Source organism: Pseudomonas sp. FG98 (assembly GCF_057808595.1).
The window spans coordinates 1-18,631 of sequence record NZ_JBMDIJ010000101.1; the positions used below are offsets into that span (position 1 = coordinate 1).

General features: G+C 64.2%; 17 protein-coding genes. 8 read left to right on the forward strand and 9 right to left on the reverse strand.

Features of this window, described 5'->3' with window-relative positions; genetic code table 11:
- The first annotated feature begins 479 nt into the window (after positions 1-479).
- Positions 480-779 (forward strand): DUF3077 domain-containing protein, encoded by a 300-nt coding sequence (locus ACODSK_RS29415; RefSeq protein WP_489021207.1) that lies wholly within the window; start codon positions 480-482, stop codon positions 777-779.
- A 116-nt stretch (positions 780-895) separates the two neighbouring features.
- Here ACODSK_RS29415 and ycaC read toward each other — a convergent pair whose 3' ends face one another.
- The gene (gene ycaC / locus ACODSK_RS29420; RefSeq protein ID WP_330078103.1) at positions 896-1,522 is read right to left on the reverse strand and encodes an isochorismate family cysteine hydrolase YcaC; all 627 of its coding nucleotides are present in this window, start codon (positions 1,520-1,522) and stop codon (positions 896-898) included.
- Positions 1,523-1,870: 348 nt separating this feature from the next.
- Between ycaC and ACODSK_RS29425 the strand changes: the two genes are divergently transcribed.
- The 3 genes from ACODSK_RS29425 to ACODSK_RS29435 all read left to right on the forward strand — a co-directional run bounded on the left by ACODSK_RS29425 (position 1,871) and on the right by ACODSK_RS29435 (position 3,676).
- Positions 1,871-2,338, forward strand: a complete 468-nt coding sequence (locus ACODSK_RS29425) for a (R)-mandelonitrile lyase (RefSeq protein WP_489021209.1) — start codon at positions 1,871-1,873, stop codon at positions 2,336-2,338.
- Positions 2,316-3,062 carry a carboxymuconolactone decarboxylase family protein gene (locus ACODSK_RS29430; protein ID WP_489021210.1) on the forward strand — a complete coding sequence of 249 codons (747 nt, stop codon included), beginning with the start codon at positions 2,316-2,318 and terminating at the stop codon, positions 3,060-3,062. Before ACODSK_RS29425 ends, ACODSK_RS29430 begins: the two co-directional genes overlap by 23 nt.
- Before the next feature lie 278 nt (positions 3,063-3,340).
- The gene (locus ACODSK_RS29435) at positions 3,341-3,676 is read left to right on the forward strand and encodes a YceK/YidQ family lipoprotein (RefSeq protein ID WP_489021212.1); all 336 of its coding nucleotides are present in this window, start codon (positions 3,341-3,343) and stop codon (positions 3,674-3,676) included.
- Here the strand turns inward: ACODSK_RS29435 and ACODSK_RS29440 are convergent.
- Positions 3,673-4,548 carry a LysR substrate-binding domain-containing protein gene (locus tag ACODSK_RS29440; protein WP_489021214.1) on the reverse strand — a complete coding sequence of 292 codons (876 nt, stop codon included), beginning with the start codon at positions 4,546-4,548 and terminating at the stop codon, positions 3,673-3,675. The genes ACODSK_RS29435 and ACODSK_RS29440 overlap by 4 nt on opposite strands.
- Before the next feature lie 114 nt (positions 4,549-4,662).
- Here ACODSK_RS29440 and ACODSK_RS29445 point away from each other — a divergent pair, with 114 nt between their 5' ends.
- Positions 4,663-5,106: a PACE efflux transporter gene (locus tag ACODSK_RS29445; RefSeq protein ID WP_489021215.1), complete on the forward strand. Its 444-nt coding sequence runs from the start codon at positions 4,663-4,665 to the stop codon at positions 5,104-5,106.
- 149 nt (positions 5,107-5,255) lie between these two features.
- Here ACODSK_RS29445 and ACODSK_RS29450 read toward each other — a convergent pair whose 3' ends face one another.
- From ACODSK_RS29450 to ACODSK_RS29460, 3 genes are all read right to left on the reverse strand, one after another.
- Positions 5,256-5,951, reverse strand: coding sequence for a sensor histidine kinase (locus tag ACODSK_RS29450; RefSeq protein WP_489021217.1), 696 nt, complete (start codon positions 5,949-5,951; stop codon positions 5,256-5,258).
- Positions 5,951-7,558 (reverse strand): response regulator, encoded by a 1,608-nt coding sequence (locus ACODSK_RS29455; protein WP_489021219.1) that lies wholly within the window; start codon positions 7,556-7,558, stop codon positions 5,951-5,953. The genes ACODSK_RS29450 and ACODSK_RS29455 overlap by 1 nt, the downstream gene beginning before the upstream one ends.
- A 246-nt stretch (positions 7,559-7,804) precedes the next feature.
- Positions 7,805-9,007: a benzoate/H(+) symporter BenE family transporter gene (locus ACODSK_RS29460; protein ID WP_489021221.1), complete on the reverse strand. Its 1,203-nt coding sequence runs from the start codon at positions 9,005-9,007 to the stop codon at positions 7,805-7,807.
- A 174-nt stretch (positions 9,008-9,181) separates the two neighbouring features.
- Here ACODSK_RS29460 and ACODSK_RS29465 point away from each other — a divergent pair, with 174 nt between their 5' ends.
- Both ACODSK_RS29465 and ACODSK_RS29470 read left to right on the forward strand, forming a co-directional pair.
- Positions 9,182-10,582, forward strand: a complete 1,401-nt coding sequence (locus tag ACODSK_RS29465) for an aminotransferase-like domain-containing protein (RefSeq protein WP_489021223.1) — start codon at positions 9,182-9,184, stop codon at positions 10,580-10,582.
- 164 nt (positions 10,583-10,746) lie between these two features.
- Positions 10,747-11,940 carry a DNA-processing protein DprA gene (locus ACODSK_RS29470; RefSeq protein WP_489021225.1) on the forward strand — a complete coding sequence of 398 codons (1,194 nt, stop codon included), beginning with the start codon at positions 10,747-10,749 and terminating at the stop codon, positions 11,938-11,940.
- 115 nt (positions 11,941-12,055) lie between these two features.
- On the opposite strand, the gene peaD is transcribed toward ACODSK_RS29470, so the two are convergent.
- The 4 genes from peaD to peaA are packed head-to-tail and all read right to left on the reverse strand — an operon-like array spanning position 12,056 to position 16,582.
- Positions 12,056-13,171 (reverse strand): quinohemoprotein amine dehydrogenase subunit beta, encoded by a 1,116-nt coding sequence (gene peaD, locus ACODSK_RS29475; RefSeq protein WP_489021227.1) that lies wholly within the window; start codon positions 13,169-13,171, stop codon positions 12,056-12,058.
- 32 nt (positions 13,172-13,203) lie between these two features.
- Positions 13,204-13,527, reverse strand: coding sequence for a quinohemoprotein amine dehydrogenase subunit gamma (qhpC, locus tag ACODSK_RS29480; protein ID WP_009405860.1), 324 nt, complete (start codon positions 13,525-13,527; stop codon positions 13,204-13,206).
- A gap of 1 nt (position 13,528) precedes the next feature.
- Complete coding sequence (gene peaB, locus ACODSK_RS29485) at positions 13,529-14,959, reverse strand: quinohemoprotein amine dehydrogenase maturation protein (RefSeq protein WP_489021228.1); 1,431 nt, start codon at positions 14,957-14,959, stop codon at positions 13,529-13,531.
- A gap of 45 nt (positions 14,960-15,004) precedes the next feature.
- Positions 15,005-16,582: a quinohemoprotein amine dehydrogenase subunit alpha gene (peaA, locus tag ACODSK_RS29490; protein ID WP_489021230.1), complete on the reverse strand. Its 1,578-nt coding sequence runs from the start codon at positions 16,580-16,582 to the stop codon at positions 15,005-15,007.
- A 398-nt stretch (positions 16,583-16,980) separates the two neighbouring features.
- Between peaA and ACODSK_RS29495 the strand changes: the two genes are divergently transcribed.
- On the forward strand, positions 16,981-18,474 hold the full coding sequence (locus tag ACODSK_RS29495; protein WP_489021232.1) for an aldehyde dehydrogenase family protein: 1,494 nt from the start codon (positions 16,981-16,983) through the stop codon (positions 18,472-18,474).
- Positions 18,475-18,631: the final 157 nt, after the last annotated feature.

The following is an 18,631-nucleotide window of genomic DNA, read 5'->3' on the forward strand; positions in this document are numbered from 1 at the left end:
ACAAATGTGGGAGCTGGCTTGCCAGCGATGCGCCGCGCGGGCGGCGCTCGATCTGAAGGGCGCAACAAGAATCAAGACAGGCACCTGGCATTCCTCATGCGATCTACTGTCAGGCGCTGCCCCTTAAAAACTGCCACATAAAGCGACGAAACTTCACCGATCTCCGACTTTCTTGTAGGCAATTTCCCAAGCATACTCCTGCGGCTTATCAGCCGTTGCGTGCTGGGGAAACGCTGCCTAGTCTTGCTGCCGTCGCCGATGTCTGGCGATCGGCTTTGACAGGCCGAACAGCGATTGAACCGCAGCACCCACATCACCCGCCGGGGCTTTTTTTGCCCGGGCGCCGTGTTATGGCGGCTGTGCGTGGGGCGCCTTCGTGCGCGCCGGGTTCTCTCGCTCTCGGTCTGTCAACCCATGCACAGCTGCCACCCGTATGTTTGACAGCTACCGGTGGCGGCATCACTAGCGAGATGACCATCATGAAGAAAATCGTCCCCGATCCCCCCATCCGCGCCGTCACCGTCCACACCCGCTTCGCCACCTGCGACAACCACCATCCGCCGCTGTTCGCCGTCTGTGGCGGGGCCGATGTGACAAAGGCCCTGACCCACCTCACGGTCATGTTGCGCTGCGCCTACGAAACCAACCTCCAGGCCTGCGACACGGTCAAGGACAACCACCTGGCCGGCATGCTCTGGGCCACCCAGCACACCCTGGAAGCTTCGCGAGCGCTGGCCGAGTCGATGATGAAAGGGATGGAGGAGTGTCAGGCTGGCTGATGTCGCGACCAATGGCCTTATCGCTGGCAACGCCAGCTCCCACAGGGATCGGCGGTGCACTCGGTACCTGTGGGAGCCGGCGTTGCCGGCGATGAGGCCATCAGCAACACCATCCCTTACTTGGCAGTGAACGCCGAGTAGCTGTTCATCAGGTTGCGATAGTTGGGAATCCGCTGCGACAGCAGGTTGCCCAGCCCTTCGATATCGTTGCGCCAGTCGCGGTGCAGCTCACAGGCTACCGAGAACCAGTTCATCATCTGCGCGCCGGCCTGGGTCATGCGGTTCCACGCCGCCTGCTGCACAGTCTCGTTGAAGGTACCGGACGCATCGGTCACCACGAACACATCAAAGCCTTCCGCCAGCGCCGACAGGGTCGGGAAGGCCACGCACACATCGGTCACCACACCGGCAATGATCAGTTGCTTGCGGCCGGTGGCCTTGATCGCCTTGACGAAGTCTTCGTTGTCCCAGGCGTTGATCTGGCCTGGACGCGGGATGTACGGGGCGTCCGGGAACATCTCTTTCAGCTCGGGAACCAGCGGGCCGTTGGGACCTTGCTCGAAGCTGGTGGTGAGGATGGTTGGCAGGTCGAAGAACTTGGCCAGATCGGCCAGCGCCAGCACGTTGTTCTTGAACTCGTTCGGCGAGAAGTCTTGCACCAGGGAGATCAGACCGGTCTGGTGGTCGACCAGCAGGACTACGGCGTCGTCTTTGTTCAGGCGGTTGTAGGTGGCGTTGGTCATGGCGAAGATCCTTTTGTTCGAGAAGTTTGTTTGGGTGGTTGCCGCTAGGTGTGGCCAGATTAGGGGTTTCTCGAAAAGGGATAAATCGGCTGAAAACGGTATTACTGTCCTACAAAAGTGGACAATCTGATCGCGGATCCTGTGGGAGCGGGTTCACCCGCGATGACGGTAGTGGATTCACCGGCGCCATCGCGGCGGTCCGGCGTTCCGGTAAACCCGCTCCCACAAGGTCCGCGTTGAGCCCACCGCATCGATTAACTCACCTGCCTCATAACCCCTATCGGATTCCCCCCGTTTATCCACACCCACCCCAGCCGCTACCGTGCCCTTTTTGCCCGGAGCACGCCGATGAAGAACACCCTCGCAAGCCTGGCCATCTGCGCCGCAGCGCCCCTCGCCGATGCCGGCGCCGCCGAGCAGAGCATCAGCCGCCACGGCGAACAAACCCAGATCACCGGCCCGGCGGACTGGTTCACCGGCCAGGTCACGGTCGAGCCGCTGTTCCCGGCCGGCGAGCAGATCAACGTCTCCGCCGCCTACGTCAACTTCGAAGCCGGTGCCCGCTCGGCCTGGCATACCCATCCCGCCGGCCAGCGCCTGGTGGTCACCTCGGGCGTCGGCCTGACCCAGGAATGGGGCAAGCCGGTGCAGGAGATCCACCCCGGCGACGTGATCACCTGCCCCGCCGGGGTCAAGCATTGGCACGGCGCTGCCCCTGGCAGCGCCATGACCCACCTGGCCATCACCGGAACCAAGGATGGCAAGAACGTCGACTGGCTGGAGCACGTCACGGATGACCAATACAACGCTCGCTGAAACCTGCGCCCGCGGCCTGCTGGCCGTGGCCCTCACCCTCGGCGCGAGCTTCGTGCACGCCGCCGACGCGCCAACGGAACCCCACGCCATGCACCAGGACTCCCCGCTCAACGCCCGCCAACAGGCCATCCCGCTGATCGGCGCAGCCACCGCCAGCAGCGACATGCCGGCCCTGAACCTGGCCCTGCAACGAGGTCTGGACGCCGGGCTGAGCATCAGCGAGACCCGCGAAATCCTCGTCCAGCTCTACGCCTACTGCGGCTTCCCGCGCAGCCTCAATGCCCTCGGCGAATTGATGAAGCTGATCGAAACACGCCAGCAGCAAGGCATCCACGACAACCCCGGCCGCGAGCCGGAAAAGCCCATCCCCACTGGCGACGAACTGCTGGCAGCCGGCAAGGCCAACCAGACCCGCATCGCTGGCGCGCCGGTGCAAGGTCCGCTGTTCGACTTCGCCCCGGTGATCAACCAATACCTGCAGGCCCACCTGTTCGGCGACATCTTCGAGCGCGACAACCTCGACTGGCAGAGCCGCGAACTGGCCACCGTCGGCGCCCTGGCGGCGACCCCGGGTGCCGAGTCGCAACTGCGCTCGCACATGGCCGCCAGCTTGCGCGTCGGGCTGAGTGCGGCGCAGTTGCATCAGGTGGTGCAGTTGCTGGGCGGTGAAGCGGCCGAGCGTGCCGGGCAGGCGCTGGAGCAGACCTGGAGCCAGGGGAAGTAGGCCAGACTTCCACCTTGTGGGAGCGGGTTCACCCGCGATTGCATCGGCGCATTCACCATCGCAATCGCGGCTAAAGCCGCTCCCACAGGTTCCGCGTTGCACCAGGTTGAGATTGTGTAGATACCCATGCTCATCGCTGGCAAACCAGCGATGAGGCCATCAGTAACACCCTACCCCTGAACCATTTCCCTCCTACAAAGCCCTGGCTCCAGCCTGACTGCCAGCCATCCACCCGCTGCGCTTAAGTACCGGTTTTCCCCAAACCGGAGCTACCGCCCATGAACACCCGCAAACTGATCCTGGCCGCCCTCGGCCTTTCGCTGTCCGGCTGTGGAACGGTGAATACCGTCTTGCGCGGTGACCAGGTCACCGCCAAGAACCTCAGGGAATGGCGAACGGACTGCGCCTCCGTACCCCGTGTGTACAGCGGTGCGGTGTACAACTTCTGCATCCTCAATGGCCCGCCCAACCCGACCGTACGGGCCGAGGGCGCGCCGGCCGGGGTGCCGTTCGTGATGGTCGACCTGGTGCTGTCGGGGGCGCTGGATACGCTGGTGCTGCCCTACACCCTGTATCGCCAGGTGGAAGACGGCAATATCGAACTGCATCACTAGGTCTGACTACGCAACCAGTCCAGAAACGCCCTGACCCCGGCATGCCGCTCCTTTCCCGGGGTACAGAGCGCGGTGTAGCACGAGCCGGGCAGCACAAGTTCCGGGCGATAAGGGACGAGCAGACCCGCCTTGACACTGTTGGCCGCCAGCACGCAACTGGCCAGGACATAGCCCTGCCCGGCAATCGCCGCCTGCAAGGCCAGGTGCTCGTCGTGGTAGTCGAGCAGTTCCTTGCCGAGCCAGGCGTGCAGGCCGGCCTGCTGGCACCAGTCACGCCAGGACATGGGCGCAATGGTATTGCCGCCCCAGGCCAGGTCGATCAGCCGGGGCGGATCGTCGCCCGCTCGCGCCAGCAGCTGCGGTGCGGCGAACACGCCGAATTGCTCGCTGAGCAGGTCTTCCTGGTACAGCGCGGGGTAGTCCTTGCTGGACGCGCGAATGGCGAGATGGAATTCGTGGTTGCGCAGCAGATCGACCACTTCGCTGCCGGGCACGACACGGATGCGGATCTCCGGGTGCAACTGGTAGAAGGCTTCCAGCCGCGGCACCAGCCACAACGCGGCGAACTCCGGGGTGGTGGTGACGTTGAGGGTGTCCACCGCCTTGTTGGTGCGTTGCTCGTCGAGAACGGCGGACAACTCGTACAGCACCCGGTGCGCCGAGCCGAAGACGCGTTCACCGACAGCGGTCAGGACCAGGCCGCTGCCGGTTCTGATGAATACCGGCGTGCCCAGCCACTCCTCAAGGCTCTTGACCTGCAATGAAACCGCCGACGGCGTGACCGACAACTCCTCGGCCGCCCGCTTCAGGCTGCCCAGCCTGGCCACGGATTCGAAGTACCTCAGCGCGTTCAACGGCAAGTGGGTGAACATCGGATCCCCGTCAATTCAGCTGTGCTTAACCGCGTTGAGCTTATACAAATTGTTGCCCCCCACAAGGCGGTTTATTCCTGTGTGCGACAAACACAAACAACCCACAGGTGAACCATGCAGGGGCCCAAACGCAAGATCTTCCAGGCGGTCAGTTACGAGCTGGTGGCGGTTTTCTGCCTGACCCCCGCCTTCACCTTGTTCCATGACAGCGGGCTGGCGCACTCGAGCGCGCTGTCGATCATGCTTTCGGCCATCGCCCTGGGCTGGAACGTTATCTACAACGCGGCCTTCGAAAGCATCGAAAGGCGCCTGAAAAACCGCGAACGCACCTTCGGCCGCAGGGTCATCCACTCCATCGGTTTCGAAGGTGGACTGACCATCATGCTGCTGCCCTTGATCAGCTATTGGCTGGATATCAGCCTGTTCCAGGCACTGCTGACCAACCTGGCGTTGTTCGCGTTCTTTTTCTTCTACGCGTTCGCCTTCCAGTGGGGCTTCGACAAGTTGTTCGACGTGCCCGATTCGGCCAAGCCGCAGACCTTGGTGGATGCCAGCTGAGCAAAGGCACACTGGCCCCTGTGGGAGCGGGTTTACCGGGACGCCGGACCGCCGCGATGACGATAGTGAATTCACGACCGTAATCGCGGCGGTCCGGCGTCCCGGTAACCCCGCTCGCACAGGGGGCAGTGTGCTCCGGAGTTGAAACGCTACGGCAGATACAGCCTGAACAAGCCGCCGCCCAGCGCGCCGCCGTTGGCGATCTCGATCCGCCCCGGCACGCCGTTGCGTGCATGCAGCGCGGCGATGCGCGCGGCGAAGTACAGGCCCAGGCCGGTGCTGGCGGTACTGTGCTCGATGCCCTGCACGTACTCGTGCTGCTGCTCGATCATCGCCGCCGGGAAGCCGGCACCGTCGTCGTTGACGCTGATCACCAGCGCCTCGTTTTCTTCCCGCACGGTCACCAGCAGGGCATGCCCGGCGTAGCGGGTGGCGTTGTTGATGATGTTGGAAATCACCGAGCCGACCAGTTCGCGGTCGAAGAAGCCGAGCGGAGCGGCTTCGTCGATTTCGTAGCGGGCGACGATGCCGCGGCTGTCGAGGATCTCCTGGTAGCCGGCCAGCAAGCCGCCGATGAAGTCGTCGAGGTCGTGGTAGTCCGGCAGCATCGGCAACTGGTTGATGCCCAGTTTGTACAGGCCCAGCAGTTGCACCAGCATGCCGTTGAGGTGAACGAATTCATGCTCGATCACCACCTGTTCCGGGCCCTGCTGGTGGTTGTCCGGCAGGCGCGCCAGCCATTGGCTATGGGCCTGCATGAGCATGGCCAGCGAGTTCTTCATGTCGTGCACGGTGGAGGCGATCACCGTGGAAAAATCCAGCCCCGATTCCTTGTCCCTGGACATCATGACCCCACAGCGCGAATGCGCAGTTTGCGATAGCGCTCATAGCGCGGATCGGTGTCGGGAATGCCGGCCACCTTGGCCAGGCAATCGCGACATTCCTGCAGCACCGCCGCCGCCGGATTTTCCCCACCGATACGCAGCAGGGCCTGGGCGGTGTTGAGGGCGATGCTGATGTTTTTCGGTTGCAGCCGCAGCGCCTTGCGGAACTGCTCCAGCGCTTCGTTCAACTGCCCGGCCTGGTAGCTGCGCACGCCCTGGCGGTTGAGGTCGACGGCTTCGTTGCCGGCGCCGAGGATGGCCGGGTCGTCGGTGAGCTTGGCGATGTTCTGCATCACCGCATTGTCGTCGCCGTAGACCTCGACGCAGTTCTTCAGGATCGACTTGCCAGCGTCCTCCTGGCCCAGTTGCTTGAGCTGGGCGGCGACCGCCAGGGCGGCCTCGGCAGAGAAGAACTGGTCCATGGTTTCCAGGCGGGCCATGGCCGCTTCGGTGAGCTTGGCGGCGGTCTCGGCATCACCGGCCTGGGCCACGCCGGTGGCCTTGATCAGCCGCGCGCGGACCTGCAGGCCCTGGTCCTCGGTGTACTCCTTGGCGACATCGCCGAGCACCTGGTTGATCTCGACCCGGGTCCGCGCGTCGAGGCCGTTGCCGGCGTTTTTCTGGATCAGCGCCTGGGCCAGGCCGAGGTTGCTTTCCGGGTCCTTGAAGCGCGAGTTCTGGCCCTGGCTGACCGCCTGCCGGTAGGCCCGCGAGGCGCCGTCGAAGTCGGCGTTGCCCAGGGCCAGCTTGCCCAGCAGCATCTGCCGCTTCACCGCCAGTGGCGACAGGCGCACTGCGTCTTCCAGCACATGCTGGGCGCGGCGGTTCTCGCCCAGGGCCATGAGCACTTCGGCGAGGCCGTCGTAGAGGCCGGGCATCATCGAGAAGGCCTTGATCGCCTGCTCGTAGACGTCCTTGGCCTGGCTGGTCTGGCCGCGCTTGAACAGCAGCTTGCCCAGCGCCGAATAGGCCCAGGGCGTGGGGCGGTTGGCCAGGATCGCCTTGAGGAAACGCTCCAGTTCTTCATGGCGGTTCAGCGCGGCCATGGCATCGGCGCGGTAGCGCAGGCACAGCGGAGCAAAGCGCGGGTCCTTGCGGCACAGTTGCTCGCAGGCCACCAGCACTTCGGCCGGCTTGCCGCGGTCGAGGGCCTGGAGGATCGGCTTGAGCAGGGTCTTGCGCTGCACCAGCTTGTCGAGGCGCTGGGTCAGGCCGACACGGTTGAAGGGCTTGGTCAGGTAGGCGTCCGGTTCGTGTTCCAGGGCACTGAGGACCACGGCCTGGCTGCTCTCGGCGGTGATCATGACGAAGATCGCTTCGTGGCTGATCAGCTTGTCGAGCATCAGGTCTTCGAGGACCTGCTGACCGTTCTTCTTGCCGTCGCCCATGTGGAAATCGTGGAGGACGAAGTCGTAGCGCTTCTGCCCGCACATGCGGATCGCCGTCTCGCCGCTCTCGGCGGTGTCGACGTCCTTGATCCCCATCTCGCGCAGCATCGAACGCAACGAGGTGCGGAAGTCGGTGAAGTCGTCGACGATGAGAAAACTCTTTTGGCTGTAGACCAGCATCCGCAGAACCTGTCTTGGAATTGAATGAAACGCACACGAACACACACAAGGACAGGCGCCTGGTGAACACCAGGACGAAATCGTCGTCGCCAAGCGTCGTAACGCTATCGGCAGCACGCGACATTTGCTTGAGCCGGCGAACGCCAGGGCGTCGACGGAGGTGAAACGAGGGCTGGAAGGGTGATGCCAGACAACAATAGCGAATTGCCACCATTGGAGTCCACCCTCCATCCCCCAGGGTGTGCGCTAGTTCACTTGGGTGGCTGCCACGACCGGCTTGCGCTGGCGGCTGTAGTTGAGCGCCCAGTGCGCCACCAGGCCGAAGATCAGGCCCCAGAAGGCCGCCGCCAGGCCGAGGAAGCTCATGCCCGAGGCGGTTACCAGGAAGGTGATCAGCGCCGGTTCGCGCTGCTTGTCATCGGCCATGGCGCCACTTAGCCCGGTCATGAGCGCGCCGAACAGGGCCAGCCCCGCCAGGGCAGCGATCAGTTCCCGGGGCAATGCGGAGAACACCGAGGCCAGGGTTGCGCCGAAGGTGCCCATGAGGATGTAGAACACCCCGCAGGCGATCCCGGCGATATAGCGCTTGTCCGCCTGCTCGTGGGCTTCGCGGCCGGTGCAGATGGCGGCGGTGATGGCCGCCAGGTTGAAGCCGTGGGAGCCGAAGGGCGCCAGCAGCACCGAGCCAATGGCGGTGACGGCGAGGATCGGCCGCGCCGGGGTGTTGTAGCCGGCGCTGCGCATCACCGCCATGCCCGGCACGTACTGCCCGCTGAGGCTGACCAGGGCCAGCGGCAGGCCGATATTGACGATGGCATGCCAGCTCCATTGCGGCGCGGTGAAGTGCGGTTCGGCGAAGGCCAGGGTCAGCGCCGATGCATTCAGCTGGCCGAGCATGCCGGCCACCGTGCAGCCGACGATCAGCACCGAGAAGATCGCGTAGCGCGGCGACAGGCGCTTGAACAGCAGGTAGCTGGCGAACATCGCCAGCACCAGCAGCGGCTGCAGCTTGATCGAGGTGAACAGTTCGGCGCCAAAGCGGAACAGGATGCCGGCCAGCATGGCCGCGGCGATGGCCTTGGGCAGGCGGCTCATCAGCTTGTCGAAAGCACCGCTGAGGCCGACCACGGCGATCACCAGTGCGGCGACGATGTAGGCGCCCACTGCCTCGGCCAGCGACACCTGCGGCAGCATCGACACCAGCAGCGCCGCCCCCGGGGTCGACCAGGCGGTGATCACCGGGGCGCGCAGGCGCCAGCTAAGCAGCAAGCCGGTCACCCCGCTACCGATGGAGATCGCCCAGATCCACGACGACACCTCGGCCGGCGACAACTGCGCCTCGCGGGCCGCCTGGAAGACGATGATCAGTGGCCCGGCGTAGGAAATGATCACGGCGATCAGCCCGGCGACCAGGGCCGATAGGGAGAAATCTTTTCTCAAGGTATCCATGCAGCTCTCCAAAAACGGCGGAAGCAAATTGAGTCGAATCATTTACAGGCTATTCGATGCAATTGAATCAATTCAATAGACTCAATTAAACAATTTGAAATATTCTCTCGCGTCACGGGCCGATTGCTTCGATGTGGTAGGCTCGCCGCACTTGTTTCCATCGGTAGTTCGTCCATGTGGGTTCCCCTGCTCAACGCCTTCAACCAACCCGTCTACCTGGCCATCGCCGACGCCCTGGGCCGGGATATCGCCAGTGGCCTGCTCAAGCCTGGCGAGCGCCTGCCGACCCTGCGCGAGCTGGCCCAGGCGCTGCAGGTCACGCCGGGTACGGTCAGCCGCGCCTATGCCGAGGCACAGCGGCGTGGCCTGTTGCAGGGCGAGGTGGGGCGCGGCACCTATGTGCGGACGACGCCACTGACGGAGGTGGTTGCCGAGCCGGAGCCGGTGGCCCAGCCGTCGGCCTTGTCGGTGGCGCCACCGGTGCTGGACCTATCGATCATCAAGCCGTCGGGCGACACGGCGTCCAGTTGGCTGCGCGGCGCCTTGGTGGAATTGGCCAATGGCACCGATTTCGCCCAGGCACTGGACTACGCCCCTGATGGCGGCCATCCGGCGCACCGCGAGGCCGGTGCGCAATGGCTGCGGCACTCGCTGCCGGAGGCGAACTGGCAGCAGGTGGTGATCACCGCCGGAGCCCAGCACGGCCTGCTGGTGGCGATCAGCGCGCTGACCGCAAGCGACGACCTGATCCTCTGCGAGTCGCTGTGCTACCCGGGGATCATCTCCCTCGCCCACAGCCTGCAACGGCGTTTGCGCGGTGTGGAAATGGACGCTGAGGGCATCATCCCCGCCTCGCTGCGCGAACTGTGCCAACGTGAGCGGCCGGCGATGCTGGTGTGCGTCGCCACCTGCCAGAACCCGACCACGGCCACCATGTCCCATCAGCGCCGGGCGGAGATTGCGGCGATTGCCGAAGAGTTCGACTTCCTCATCCTGGATGACGACATCTACGGCTTCCTCGCTGCCGACACCAGCCTGAAACCGCTGGCCAGCTACGCACCGGAGCGCTCGGTGTACCTCACCAGCCTGTCCAAGTCGGTACTGCCGGCACTGCGCATCGGCTACCTGTACAGCCCGCCGCGCCTGCTCTCGCGGCTGACTGCGATGGTTCGCAGCAGCGTATGGATGCCTTCGCCGCTCACCGCGCAACTGGCGAGCAATATCATCCACGAAGGGTTGGACCTCGGGCTGGTGAAGCAGCAACGGGAAGCGGCGGCGCGGCGCCAGGCCATGGCCCGGGAGGTGCTGGCAGGGTTGACGGTGCGTACCGAGCCCCATGCCTATCACCTCTGGCTGGAGTTGCCCGAGCCGTGGAGCGCTGACGAGTTCACCAACCTGGCCCGGGCGCAGGGGGTGAAGATTCTCAGTGGTTCGCAGTTTCAGCCTGAGCGCAGTGGTGAGACGCGAGGGGTGCGGGTGGTGCTGATGTCGCCGACTCGGGAGGAAGAGTTGAGGTTTGCGTTGACCCAGTTGGCGAGTTTGGCGGGGACGGCGGATCCGCGGCGGTTTTACTGAACGACCACGGGAGACTTCAAATCCCCTGCTAACCTGCTGAACGCACCATTCGATGGAAGCCCTGATGAATCCGGCTGGACGCTGACAGTCATCTCGGCCCTGCTGCGCGAAGCGGGCAGCGGTCCTGTTTACCCGGTGGCGATCTCCTCTACGACAAGCCAGACATGATGAACTCCAATACCCAATCCATTCTCCTGCTGACCGCCTGGTTCTCCAGACCAGCGAAAGATAGCGTCAAACCACTCACCCCTACGGAGTGGGGGCGGTTCGCCCAGTGGCTGAACGAGAGAGGAAAAACACCTGCGGACCTGATCGCGGGGGGAATTCACGATGTGCTGCACGGCTGGGAGGATCGGACGATTCCAGCCGAGCGCATCGAACAGTTGCTGGGGCGTGGCCACGCCCTGGCTCTGGCCATCGAGAAATGGAGCCGGGCAGGCATCTGGGTGCTGACGCGCTCCGACCCGGACTACCCACGCGCACTGAAACATCGCCTGCGCAACGACGCACCACCGATTCTGTTCGGCTGCGGCAACCCGCAATTGCTGAACTGCATGGGTATCAGCATCGTCGGTTCGAGAACCGCAGCCGCTACTGATCTGGACTACACCCACGAACTGGGACGCCGCGTCGTTGAAGCCGGCTATGCGGTGGTTTCCGGAGGTGCCAAGGGGGTCGACGAGACGGCGATGCTGGCGGGCCTGGCCAACAATGGTCCGGTGATCGGGGTCATGGCCGACGGCCTGCTGGCAGCGGCGACTGCGGCGAAATGGCGGCAGGGTCTGATCGATAACAACCTGGTTCTGGTATCGCCGTTCTATCCGGAAGCCGGTTTCAATGTCGGCAATGCCATGGCTCGCAACAAGTACATCTACTGCATCGGCCAGGCGGCAGTTGTGGTGCACTCCGGTACATCTGGAGGTACCTGGACTGGAGCCCTGGAAAGCCTGAAGAAAGCCTGGATACCGTTGTGGGTCAAACCCAGCGCAGACCCGCAAGCGGGCAATGCGACGCTCGTGGAGCGCGGAGCCCGATGGCTCGAAGCAGCAACGGACCAGCTGCATGTCCCGTCACTGGTCGCTCTCGAAGTACCTAAGGCCCCTGCCTTGCAAGTCCAGGAAGCTGCCCCGCGCGTCGAGTACAAGGCACAGGCCGAACTTAGCTTCTATCAACTCTTCGTGCAGAAAATGCAGCGTATCGACGGCCCCCTGAGCCTGGACGACATGATGAAGCAGTGGGGGCTGCCCAAGGGTCTGCTGAGCGAGTGGTTGAAACAGGCCATCGAGGAAGGCCGAGTGAAGAAACTTGAGAAGCCTTTGCGCTATGCGTTCATTGGCAATGGCGAGCTAGATCTGTAACTGGACTGACTCAAGTGCCTCATCGCTGGCAAGCCAGCTCCCACAAGGATCGCGCGGCCCATGAGCCTGTGGGAGCTGGCTTGCCAGCGATGAGGCACTCGAAGACGAAACCGTACTACCTGACAAACACCTGCGCCGTAGTAATCGCCATATCCCCCCCCGGCAGCTTGATCTTGCCTAACGGCTTCAAGCTGTCGGCATCGAAGATCGCCACGTCGTTGTAGGTCCCCGCCAGATAGAGCTTGCTCCCCGCCTTGTTCACCGACAGGCAGTAGTACGAGTGATCGAGCGTGGCCGCCGTCAGCAGTTTCTTCTCCTTGATGTCGTACTTGGCCAGGCGGTTGAGCACGCCGTACACCACGTTCGGGTCCTTCGGCGAGCGGATGCCGCTGAAGTAGATTTCCGTCAGCGGGCCGAAGTCGACGGTCTGGCTCTTGCCGGTCTTGAGGTCGATGTTGAAGAAGCCGTAGACATACTCGGCCGTCGCCGGATCCTGCTTGGCGTCCTTGAACTTCGAGGCGGTGTAGAGCAGCGAGAAGTCATGCCGGTAGGTCTGCTGGTTCCACACGTAGAGCACGTCCGGCGCGCTGTAGTTGGCACGCTTCCAGTGCCGGCTGGGGACGATGACGTCGAACTTGCCGGTCTTCACGTCGACCTTGTAGATGTCCGGCCCGGCCACATACAGGCTGCCGTCGTCGCCGCTTTGCATGATGGTCAGTTGGCGCGGCGCAGGGAAGCTGCGCAGCGGCTTGGCATCCAGCCCGCCGTCGGTGCCGTACACATCAAGGCGCGGCGGCTGCACTTCGTAGTGGTCGCTGAACAACTTGGTCGGGTTGGCGACGGTGTAGATTTCCTTGCCGTCGTGGCTGACGGTGAAGGAGAACATCGAGCGCGCCTTTTCTCCAGGCAACTGGGTGATGCTGGCGTGGAACACCTGCTTGCAGCTGTCCAGTTCGACCCCGTAGATATCGGCGTAGTGGTTGTTGAGCACGTAGGCGATGCGCTTGTCCGGCGACATCTGCACCGAGCCCGGGCCGAAGGCGTCGGGCATGGCGCAGGTCTTGTACAGGGTGTCGCTCGCCAGGTCGATGACGTGCAGGTTGTTGGGGTAGTTGGTCACCGCCATGTATTCGTGGCCGGCGTTCAGCGCCTTGCCTTCGTCGGCGGCCATGGCGCAGCCGGCACCGAGCATCATCAGCGCGGCGAGGCCGCGGCTTGCAATCTGCAGCATGTGGATATCCCTCTTCTTGTTCGCCTGGGGGCTCATTTGTCGTCCGGGAACACGGTCCCGAGGTTGCGCCAGCCATCGCCGGAGGACTGCGCGTCCTTGTTCCAGTCCGGGAAGGTACTCATCATGTCCGGCACCTGGGCCGGCCACCAGCAAGGGTCGGAGCAGCCGTAGAGGTCGGATTCCATCGGCTGGCACAGCGACGAGACACCACCGAAGGCGTCGATTTCCCAGCCCGGGTCGGTGGTCGAGGCACAGCCGGCGACCGAGTTCATCGCCACCACTTCCTCGATACGGTTTTCCTCGGCGGCCTGGTCCAGCTTGAGCGCTTTGTTGTTGATCGGCTTGAGATGTTTCATGTCAGTGCACCTTGCGCGCAGTGATGTAGCGACTGATGAAGGCCGGGTTCTCGGCCATGATCCGGCTGTAGACTTCGATGCCGAAGTCCACCCAGTCACGCATCAGTTCGCAGTAGTGATAGGTCGGGTGGGTCGGGTCGCCGTAACGCGCATAGCTCTCGTGATAGCAGCCGCCGGAACACAGGTTGCGGATGCGACAGCTGTCGCAGCCGGTGTTGGTGCGGTCCAGGCGCTGGGAGAGGAAGTCGTTGAGTTCGACCTGCTTGACCCCGCTGTGCACGTTGCCGAAGGTCGGCAGGCTGGAGCCGGTGAAGCGGTGGCAGAGGTTGAGCTCGCCCTTGTGGTCCACCGCCAGCATCTTCAGACCGGCCCCGCACGGCAGCGCCTTCTTGTGCCCCTCGTGGATGTCGGTGAGCAACTGGTGCAGGTTGGAGAAGCCGATATTGCGATGCTCCAGCGCCGCCTCCAGGTACTTGCGACCCAGCGCCTTCATATTGGCGAAGACTTCCACCAGCTCCTCGCCGGTGAGGTTGTAGCTGCTGATATCACCTGACGTCACCGGAGCGAAGCCGACCTCGGCAAAGCCCATCTCGTTGAACAGGTGGTTCCAGATGGTCTCGATATCGGTGACCCCGGTGGTCAGGGTCACCCGCGCACCGACCGGGCGGCTGTCGTAGCGCGACAGGAGCATGTCGGCCTTGCGCCGGACCACGTCGTAGGTGCCCTGCCCGCCCACGGTGATGCGGTTACGGTCGTGCACGGTCTTCGGCCCGTCGATGCTCACCGACAAGCCGAAGCGGTGGGCATTGAGGTAGTCGACGATCTCCTCGGTGAGCAGCGTGGCGTTGGTGGTCATGACGAACTCCACGCGCTTGCCCGCCTCGGCGAAACGCCGCTCGCAGTAGTCGACCATGTACTCGATCAGCTTGCGGTTGCTCAGCGGCTCGCCACCAAAGAACACCACGGTGTAGACCGGCTCGTCCGGCGATTCCTTGAGCAGCATTTCCACCGAGGCCACGGCGGTGTCGACCTCCATGCGCTTGCCGGCCGAGGGCTTGTCCAGGTCTTCCTTGTAGCAGTAGGTGCAGCTCAGGTTGCAGCCGGTGTTGACGTTGAGCACCACGGTGTTCAGCGCCGTGCGCTCGACGCGCCGGGCGGAGATCTCCGGGGTCAGCGGCGAGCCGTCGCTGACCAGCTCCAGGGCGATCAGTTCGCGCAGCACCTCATTGACTTCCTCGCCATCGAAGCGCTCGGCCAGGCGCTGCACCAGCACGTCACTGGAGCAACTGGCGCCGCGCAGGGCGTCGATGATTTCCCCGGTCAGGGCATCGCTGGCGAACAGCGAGCTGCTGGGGATGTGGAACAGCATGCGGGCATCGTCGACCCGCACTTCATGCAGATTGCGTTCAACCAGATTCAGGATGGCACCCATCACAACCTCCTCGAACATTCGACTGTGGCCAGATCAATCCATGCCTTACGGAATGGGCGGATTGTTCCAGCGCTGGATGGTCACGATCATCTGGCCCTCGCCGGTGCGCGCCGTGCCGACGTCGTCCACTGCGGCGATGACCTTGAGGTTGCCGGCGTTGTTGGTCGACATCTTGCGCGCCGGATTCGGCCCGGCATCGCCCGGAGTGAACACGCCGGTGTCGGCCTGCATGACGCCGGCGAACTTGACGTCCTCGTCCTCGCGGGCCCGCTCGTCGAACGGCTCGACCTTCCATTTGGCCGGGAACACGCCGATGCGATAGGCCTTGCCGTCGGCGCCCTGGCCCCAGGCCTCGGCGTCGAAGCGGCCCTGGACCTTCGGCGTCGAGCCGCCGTTGTCACCCACCCGGGCCACGGAGAAGGCCGGTACCACCTTCACTTCGGCGATCTCGCGATAGACCGCCAGTTGCTGGCCGCCGAGCTTGCCGACGCTGACCTCCTGCAGGCCGCCCGCCGCATCGGCGGCCGCCTTGACCTTCACTCGGATACGCTGCGGGGTGTTCTCCAGTACCTCGACCACCTCGACGCCTTTGCCGAACGACGGGGTGCCACCGAGGCCACTGCCGACCAGGGTCAGCTCGGTTTCGCTGCCCGCCTTCACATAGCCCGGCTGCACTGCCAGCAAACGCGCGGAGCCTTGCTGCGCGGCAGTGAAATCGAGGCCGCGCTCGTCGTGGGTCTTGTCGAACATGCGGCCGCTGAGCTGGCCGTTACTGGCGGCGAACACCTGGCGCATGCTCACGCCGTCGACCTCCACGGTGCCGCGCCATTCGTAACCGCTGTAGAGCACCGCCGAGCCTTCGCCCTTGAACGGCTTGCCGTCGGCGTAGCGGCCATCGAGGCTGACCTTGAAGCGGTCGCCGGCCTCGGCGCTGACCTTCATCACCCCGTTGAGCTCGCCGCGCCCCGGCAAGTGCCCGCTGAAGCTCCAGTCGCCGGCCAGGGTCGCGGCCTTGGGCATGGACTTCTGCCAGTCGCTCCAGGCCTTGCTGTCGAAGGGGTATTTCTGCGCGAGCAGCGGGACCATGTCCTTCTTCGCCAGCTCGAACCAGTCGCGGTCGCGGGACAGCGCCTGATATTCCAGGGACGGCCACTGGCCGAGGTGGAAGTTGACCAGCCGCTCCCATTCCTGCGCCGGCCGCCGCTGCAGGGCGATGCGCGCGCCGGAGTGGCAGCGGGCGCACATCTGCTTGGTCGGTTCCTCGATCTGCTCGACGGTGTTCAACCGACGTTCGAGGGCATAGCGCACGCCGTCGGTTTCGCTGGGCGCCAGGCCCTGGGTGTCGGCCAGGTATTTGACCAGGGTGCGACGGTCCTCGTCGCTGATCTGCAATTGGTGCATGGTCTGCATGCGGCCGATGGTCATCAGCCAGCCTTCCGGGGTCTTGCGCTGGTGGCTGATGCGGCTCAGGGCGTCATTGCCCTCGGGCAGGTGGCAACCCTGGCAGGTTTCCATAAGGATCTGCTTGCCCTCGCGGGCCTGGCCGACCTGGGGCTGCAAGGCGAGACTGACGGCCACGGCCAGCAATCCTGCGGCGCTGGCGAACCTGGGTGTTCTCTTCATCGATGACTGACCTCCCACGGGGTTCTTCTTATTGTTCGTACACTTCTTATAGGTCTCTTCCGTCGGCCGTACAGCGGCAGAGCGCGCACCGAAGAGCCGCTTGAGGGTGTCGATACATATTGTGTGCCAAGAGCTGCAAGCGCCATTCCACGGGGCTTGCAGCTCTTGGCGGGCGGGCCTTGCGGCGCTTTTCGCGACGAATGAGACGGTGCGAGACAGCTGTCTCAGGACGCCGAGACTGTCTCGCCCGGCGTCGCAATTTGCGACGACCGGCATGTGACACATCTTCGCCATGGAGGTGCCGGGCCCTTGCATTACATGGCCCGGTGCCAACATCGAGCGGCTTGGCACAGCGGTTGCGATGGCTGCGGCAATCACTCACAAGAACGAGGTTTGCCATGTCCACCACTGCCCCCCTGCACCCGGCCGTCGAGGCGTTCATCCGCCGCGCGCCGACCATGCTCATCGGTGCCGACTGGGTCGAGGCCGCCGACGGCGAGCGCCTGACCCTGCGCAATCCGGCCAGCGGCGAGGTGCTGTGCCAGGTGCCGGCGGCCACCCCGGCCGACGTGGCCCGGGCAGTCGCTGCCGCGCGCCAGGCCTTCGACGACTCGGCCTGGAGCCGCACCCGTCCGCGCGAGCGGCAGAACCTGCTGTGGAAACTGGCCGACCTGATGGAGCGCGACGCCGAGGTGCTGGCTCAGCTGGAATGCCTGAACAACGGCAAGAGCGCGGTGGTGGCGCGGGTCATGGACGTGCAGTTGTCCATCGACTTCCTGCGCTACATGGCCGGCTGGGCGACCAAGGTCGAGGGGCATACCGTCGATGTGTCGATGCCGCTGATGCCGAGCGATGAATTCCACGGTTTCATCCGCCGCGAAGCGGTCGGCGTGGTCGGTGCCATCGTCGCCTGGAACTTCCCGCTGCTGCTGGCCTGCTGGAAGCTCGGCCCGGCCCTGGCCACCGGTTGCAGCGTGGTGCTCAAGCCCGCCGATGAAACCCCGCTGAGCGCGCTGAAACTGGCCGAGCTGGTACTGGAAGCCGGCTATCCTGCCGGTGTGTTCAACGTGGTCACCGGCACCGGCGCCGTGGCCGGCGATGCCCTGACCCGCGATCCACGGGTCGACAAGCTGACCTTCACCGGCTCCACTGCCGTCGGCCAGCAGATCGGCCGCATCGCCATGGACAACATGACCCGGGTCACCCTGGAACTGGGCGGCAAATCGCCGACCATCGTCATGCCCGACGCCGACCTCGCCAGCGCCGCAGCGGGTGCTGCCACGGCGATCTTCTTCAACCAGGGCCAGGTGTGCTGCGCCGGCTCGCGGCTGTATGTGCACCGCAAGCACTTCGACAACGTGGTGGCGGATATTGCCGGCATCGCCAACGGCATGAAGCTCGGCAATGGCCTCGACCCGAGCGTTCAGATGGGCCCGCTGATTTCCGCGCGCCAGCAGAAGCGCGTGTTCGACTACATCGAGCAGGGACGCGGCAGCGGCGCCACCATTGCTTGTGGTGGCGAGCAGTTCGGGCCGGGGTATTTCGTCAAGCCGACGGTGATCGTCGATGTGGATCAGAAGCACCCGCTGGTGCAGGAAGAAATCTTCGGCCCGGTGCTGGTGGCCATGCCCTTCGACGATGAAGCCGAGGCGCTGCGCCTGGCCAATGACAGCCCCTATGGGCTGGGGGCGAGCATCTGGTCCAACGACCTGGGCGCGGTGCACCGGATGATTCCGCGGATCAAGTCCGGGTCGGTCTGGGTCAACTGCCACAGCGCCCTGGACCCGGCGCTGCCGTTCGGCGGCTACAAGATGTCCGGTGTCGGCCGCGAGATGGGCGCGGCGGCGATCGAGCATTACACCGAGTTGAAGTCGGTGTTGATCAAGCTTTAACCACCGAATTCAGGTGCCAGACTCCCAGTGGCTGATCGGGGCCGATCATCATTTTCGGGTGTCTGGTACCTGAACCTGCTCATATCATTTGTGGCCGACACCGCCCCTGTGGGAGCTGGCTTGCCAGCGATTGCTTCAGTGAATTCACTACTGCAAT

Coding starts and splice junctions, on each gene's coding strand:
- ACODSK_RS29415 (WP_489021207.1), top strand. CDS start 480: ATGAAGAAAATCGTCCCCGATCCCCCCATCCGCGCCGTCACCGTCCAC.
- ycaC (WP_330078103.1), bottom strand. CDS start 1,522: ATGACCAACGCCACCTACAACCGCCTGAACAAAGACGACGCCGTAGTC.
- ACODSK_RS29425 (WP_489021209.1), top strand. CDS start 1,871: ATGAAGAACACCCTCGCAAGCCTGGCCATCTGCGCCGCAGCGCCCCTC.
- ACODSK_RS29430 (WP_489021210.1), top strand. CDS start 2,316: ATGACCAATACAACGCTCGCTGAAACCTGCGCCCGCGGCCTGCTGGCC.
- ACODSK_RS29435 (WP_489021212.1), top strand. CDS start 3,341: ATGAACACCCGCAAACTGATCCTGGCCGCCCTCGGCCTTTCGCTGTCC.
- ACODSK_RS29440 (WP_489021214.1), bottom strand. CDS start 4,548: ATGTTCACCCACTTGCCGTTGAACGCGCTGAGGTACTTCGAATCCGTG.
- ACODSK_RS29445 (WP_489021215.1), top strand. CDS start 4,663: ATGCAGGGGCCCAAACGCAAGATCTTCCAGGCGGTCAGTTACGAGCTG.
- ACODSK_RS29450 (WP_489021217.1), bottom strand. CDS start 5,951: ATGTCCAGGGACAAGGAATCGGGGCTGGATTTTTCCACGGTGATCGCC.
- ACODSK_RS29455 (WP_489021219.1), bottom strand. CDS start 7,558: ATGCTGGTCTACAGCCAAAAGAGTTTTCTCATCGTCGACGACTTCACC.
- ACODSK_RS29460 (WP_489021221.1), bottom strand. CDS start 9,007: ATGGATACCTTGAGAAAAGATTTCTCCCTATCGGCCCTGGTCGCCGGG.
- ACODSK_RS29465 (WP_489021223.1), top strand. CDS start 9,182: ATGTGGGTTCCCCTGCTCAACGCCTTCAACCAACCCGTCTACCTGGCC.
- ACODSK_RS29470 (WP_489021225.1), top strand. CDS start 10,747: ATGATGAACTCCAATACCCAATCCATTCTCCTGCTGACCGCCTGGTTC.
- peaD (WP_489021227.1), bottom strand. CDS start 13,171: ATGCTGCAGATTGCAAGCCGCGGCCTCGCCGCGCTGATGATGCTCGGT.
- qhpC (WP_009405860.1), bottom strand. CDS start 13,527: ATGAAACATCTCAAGCCGATCAACAACAAAGCGCTCAAGCTGGACCAG.
- peaB (WP_489021228.1), bottom strand. CDS start 14,959: ATGGGTGCCATCCTGAATCTGGTTGAACGCAATCTGCATGAAGTGCGG.
- peaA (WP_489021230.1), bottom strand. CDS start 16,582: ATGAAGAGAACACCCAGGTTCGCCAGCGCCGCAGGATTGCTGGCCGTG.
- ACODSK_RS29495 (WP_489021232.1), top strand. CDS start 16,981: ATGTCCACCACTGCCCCCCTGCACCCGGCCGTCGAGGCGTTCATCCGC.